Origin of the sequence: Thiolapillus sp., from assembly GCF_048562965.1 — a bacterium.
Lineage (GTDB): Bacteria > Pseudomonadota > Gammaproteobacteria > Chromatiales > Chromatiaceae > Thiolapillus > Thiolapillus brandeum_A.
On the sequence record NZ_JBHNMF010000279.1, the window covers coordinates 1 to 4,425 of the forward strand.

The following is a 4,425-nucleotide window of genomic DNA, read 5'->3' on the forward strand; positions in this document are numbered from 1 at the left end:
CAAGCGGACGTAGGCTCATACTGGCATGATCTTAGGGGGCCATGGGCTGAGTTTGAGGAGGATAAGTTTAGGAAACCGCCGAAGGGGTATGTCCAGTTGCGGCATATCTTGGAGCCGCATGCTCAGGTATCCGTGAAATACACGATGAGCGATAGATATATGGCGGGTTTACGCGCCCATACGATTAAGCAGGCGGCTAAGGGGAATACGTTTGGCTATCGGATATATCACCCGGGTGATGTTACCGGGGCGCTGACGGCAAGCTATGCCAGATCGGCTCAAAGTATTCTTATACACCAGGGGGAGCATAAGAACCCCCGAAAGCTGACACCCCGCGAGTGTGCGCGGCTGATGGGTTATCCGGAGCACTTTAAGATCCCAGTATCTGACACTCAGGCTTACAAACAGTTTGGCAATTCAGTAGTACCAGGCGTGATATGGGCTATAATGCATGCCATGCTGCCGTGGCATTATCGTGAGTGAGCGTCAACGATAATCTATCAATTCGTGGGGGTAGGGGGCATCATCTGGGAGGTCGTACACTTTCTCAACGCCCAGCTCTGGATGCCGGTGCATATACAGCTTTGAACGCAGTAATCGTATTGCCAGCTCTTTCTTGTATACCAGGTCTCTCCCTCCCCGGCAGCTGATCTCTATTCTGATCCCAGAGGGCGGATGCGTAAGCCTAAAGCTAGTGTGGAACACGCTGCGAAGCATTACAGGGGTGCCATCATGCACCCAACGGACAGGGGAGCAGCAATGCGCGCGCGGGATCCACTTTGGCAGAATACGCCGAGCGTAGCCATGGATACCGCGCCGCAGAGCACACCGAGTGTGGGTTGCTGATTCATGCGTATTCTTTGTAGCAGTTATAGATGTCCTGGAGCGTTCGGATACCCCGGGCTTCTTCCTGTGGTATGGCGAAGCCCAGCGTGTCCTCGATGTAGGTCAGCAGACCTACAGAATCCAGAGAATCCAGTTCAAGCTCCTCTGCCAGCCCGGATTTCAGGGTTACATTCGGAGGTGTCAGGTAGCCATTCTCATCGAGATACTCCTTAGCCAGACTCACTATTTCCTCTTTTGTCGGGTCATCAATCATAGCTTGGTATCCACGTCTTTAGGTTCGAAGGGACGGGCTTCTGCATTATGACCGTCATAGGTGGTTTTGCAATGATCCTTCTGGAAAAGATCCAGAAACCTGCACACAAAGCAGCCAAGGAACTGTCGCTTTTCAAAGCAGTCACGGGCTACCCGATGGCTGTAGGTTTCGCCCAGCTTCCCGTTCAGGGTGATGTTGAACAGGTAGTCCCACGTAATCAGGAGCCGGAACAGCCTGGGGGTATTCCTGCCAATGATCAGGCAGAATATCAGGTAGAGTGAAGCCAGAATGTGGGACAGTTGCGAGACCATGAAAAGACCGAGATACACTACGATCAGCTTCAGCCTGGCAACGCCACGCACATTGTCACTTTGCAAGGGGTCTTGTGTTGATTCATTCTCTGTCATATTGTTCTCCGATACTTAAGCAATTTCGGGTCTACGTGCACGTGCTCCCCCATAAGTGCCTTAGCAAGTAGGGACCCATCATAGTTTATATTGCTCAGCTGATAAGCCACGTTTTTGGCGTGCGCGTCGCCGTCCTCTGATAGGTGTTCTTTGGCGCGCAACAACTCTATGGCGAGGTCTACGACACGGACACTATCCCGGGCACTCTTAGGTAGTGCCATTGTTGGTGTTCCATCGCTCTCTATATAAGGCTCCATATCAGTTCACCATGCTGTTGATGATACTTGAAACCCGGTTATAGCAGCCCATAGCTTTAATGACGTACTTAGGGTCTGTGGAGTACCCGGCATCATGCACGGCTGTGATGTACTTTTCAGCGTTTTCAGCCGTGGCGGGCAGCCCCTTGAAGAGTTCCATGATATGCCGGTACCGGCGTGTGTGCTTGATAAGGTGGATATACGCACGGACAGACGCATTAAAGCTGTTTGGTGATGAGAATGCTGCAAGCGCATGGACTTCTTTATCGTTCACGACTTCGGTAGTGACCAGCTTCCGGGTCCCCATGTGGTCCTCGTGATAGCTCTTGATACCAAAGAGGTTGTGCCCGGGAGTATGTTGGCCCCAGCCGGTTTCCAGTGCGGACTGAGCGATGACGATCTTGGGGTCAAAGCCTTCACAGGTCAGCCAGTCCTTAAATGCGAGAAACATGAAGCTGGTAAAGGCTTCGGGGTTGCCGGGGGTGAACTTGAATTCTGACTTATCTTCTACGTAGTCAGGGTTTGGGACGGCTATAAAGGTTTCTTGCATTAGGAATTCTCCGAGTATTTGGTAAAAGGCACCAGGGTTGGAAGACCCCGGTGCCTGTTTGCTTAGCGGTTGTAGGACCCGTAGTGTATTACGGACATACCAGTTCAGGTCGTGGTGCGAACCCGGGTTTAGTGGGTCGGCACAGCTTGCTGTCTTTGGTTTCGAACACCAGGCAGGCAACTTTTCGAACAGGGTTGCTACCTTTCACGGCGCACATCGTTTCAGTGATCTTAGGTGCAGGCAAGCCGATATTGCCGCTCTTTACAAAGGGCGCAGGATCCGCGAACACGGGGGGTACCTGGGTAAGTGCCGCCAGTAGGGTGATAATAAGTGATTTCATCAGGGTTTCCTCGTTAGGTTAGGGTACAGGTGCACAGGATGGGGTCTGAAGCATGGTGCCTACGACGGCAGCCGCCAGCATCAGTACAGGCGTCCAGCGCGCTACATGGTACATAGCAAGTTTAGCCATGGTATTTCTCCGAATGATAGGAAACTGAAGCCTACCATTATTTGCGTTCCTGGACAACACCCCCGGTAACTGGAGGTGTCTGCTGGCTGGTTGTGTTTTCCAGCGTGATGTTGTCCACTGTGACCGTGCCATCTTTGCTGTTTGTCACCGGGGTATTTATCTTCAATGCCAGGCGCTTGTGGATGTCGTGAACCATGGTGGCTTCCTTCCAGACCCGCTTCGCGAATTCCAGCGGATCCAGCGAGCCGTTGTTGGTGTGGACTTCCACGTAGGTACTGTCCGCACGCTTGGGATTTATGATATAGGTGGGATCGATTTCCCGCGCCTCGATGGTGCTGAAATACGTTTCGAGGTTCACGCGCTGCTGTGCGGTTACGCTGCTGCCCTTGATAAACCGGATGTAGGGAGCACGCACGATGACGCCATTGCTGGTGATCTCCATGGCCATCTCAGTCTTGATGGGCAGATACACGCACTCCATCCGCAGGGCGGGCTCTGTGCGCATGATACGATCCAGCAGGGCGTAGATGGAGCCATCATCCGAGGGCACTTCCATTGCACTGTTGAAGGACACATGGAGCTCACCCTCATTCGCAGTATTTGAGGTGTCGTAGGTGCAGCTGATGCTGTTGTAGTAGGTATCTGTGTTCACCGCTTTGATGCTGTCGTTGCTGGACAGGGTGAGGGGGATAACCTTCGCACCTTTGCTGGTGTCTACGGTGAACGTCTTGGAGTAGGTGTTCCGGGCATAAGCGCACACGGTGACCGCGGTACCTTTTGGCACGACGAAGCCCACGCGCTCTGCACTTGCTTCATAGAGGTACTTCGTATAGGGAGAAATAGAACCCATGGCGTAGAAGCTGGTATCCGTTTTGTTGGATACCAGTGTCACGCACACGCCGTCTGCGGACTCCACTTTACCGGTGTACTTGCCGCCGTTGGTGAGGGTGATATTGCCCTGTGTCCGAATGCCTTTGACCTTTGTTCCTTCCTTCAGCAGTTCATTATCAATGGTAATGTCCCAGGAACCCAGGTCGATAGTGTCACCTGCCACGCTGGTGAAATCCGGTTTTGCAATGTAATCCTTTGTGTACAGCAGGTATTGGATCCTGTCGTAGACGTCACCCCATGTGGTTTCCGTGAGCCCTCCCCCGGTCGTGCCTGAGGCTGTGATAGCAATTGTCGTAGTGGCAAAGTCCAGACTGATATGAGACAGGCCTGCTGCATTTGCAGATGTACCGGTGGTGGGTACTTTCTCCACGGTGAGCTGCTTCTCCAGCGTCTTGATCCCTGCGAGTGCGCAGGATGTGGCAAGCTTTTTATAGCCATACTTACCGGTATAGAGGGTATGCGTTTCTGAGCCCTTCAGTGTACCCGATACGTAGGTGTCAAAGCTGGTGTCTGCATCAGCGGTATTGTCATTTGCGCAGACACCCAGCAGCACAGAGACGGTACAGCTCGTGTTTCCGGCACCAGCCGTCTCACGCTGTTTTAGCCCCGTGAAATAGGTGTAATCGCTAGTAGTCCGGAACGGACGGACACCTGTCTTATACACGCCTGTGTATTCCCAGCCTACTACGATATCATCAACCGCAGTGACACCTTCCTGAAGTGTGATAGCTACCTGTCGGACCACATTGACG

The 4,425-nt window shown here is 52.8% G+C and carries 6 protein-coding genes; 1 reads left to right on the forward strand and 5 read right to left on the reverse strand.

The window, feature by feature from the left end; translation table 11 throughout:
* On the forward strand, positions 1-483 hold a 483-nt coding region (locus ACOCD2_RS13160; protein WP_419625723.1), incomplete at its 5' end, for a DNA cytosine methyltransferase.
* A 364-nt stretch (positions 484-847) separates the two neighbouring features.
* Here the strand turns inward: ACOCD2_RS13160 and ACOCD2_RS13165 are convergent.
* From ACOCD2_RS13165 to ACOCD2_RS13185, 5 genes are all read right to left on the reverse strand, one after another.
* Positions 848-1,069: an acyl carrier protein gene (locus tag ACOCD2_RS13165; RefSeq protein ID WP_419625724.1), complete on the reverse strand. Its 222-nt coding sequence runs from the start codon at positions 1,067-1,069 to the stop codon at positions 848-850.
* Between the two features lie 26 nt (positions 1,070-1,095).
* Positions 1,096-1,506: a hypothetical protein gene (locus ACOCD2_RS13170; RefSeq protein WP_419625725.1), complete on the reverse strand. Its 411-nt coding sequence runs from the start codon at positions 1,504-1,506 to the stop codon at positions 1,096-1,098.
* A 258-nt stretch (positions 1,507-1,764) separates the two neighbouring features.
* Entirely contained in the window at positions 1,765-2,313 is a 549-nt protein-coding gene (locus ACOCD2_RS13175) for a glycoside hydrolase family 73 protein (protein ID WP_419625726.1), read from the reverse strand.
* Positions 2,314-2,401: 88 nt separating this feature from the next.
* Positions 2,402-2,653, reverse strand: coding sequence for a hypothetical protein (locus ACOCD2_RS13180; RefSeq protein WP_419625727.1), 252 nt, complete (start codon positions 2,651-2,653; stop codon positions 2,402-2,404).
* 166 nt (positions 2,654-2,819) lie between these two features.
* The coding region (locus ACOCD2_RS13185) for a hypothetical protein (RefSeq protein WP_419625728.1) at positions 2,820-4,425 on the reverse strand (1,606 nt) is incomplete at its 5' end.

Excerpts from the sequence above, each read along its gene's own strand:
- ACOCD2_RS13180 (WP_419625727.1), bottom strand. The coding sequence starts at position 2,653 with ATGAAATCACTTATTATCACCCTACTGGCGGCACTTACCCAGGTACCC.
- ACOCD2_RS13170 (WP_419625725.1), bottom strand. The coding sequence starts at position 1,506 with ATGACAGAGAATGAATCAACACAAGACCCCTTGCAAAGTGACAATGTG.
- ACOCD2_RS13175 (WP_419625726.1), bottom strand. The coding sequence starts at position 2,313 with ATGCAAGAAACCTTTATAGCCGTCCCAAACCCTGACTACGTAGAAGAT.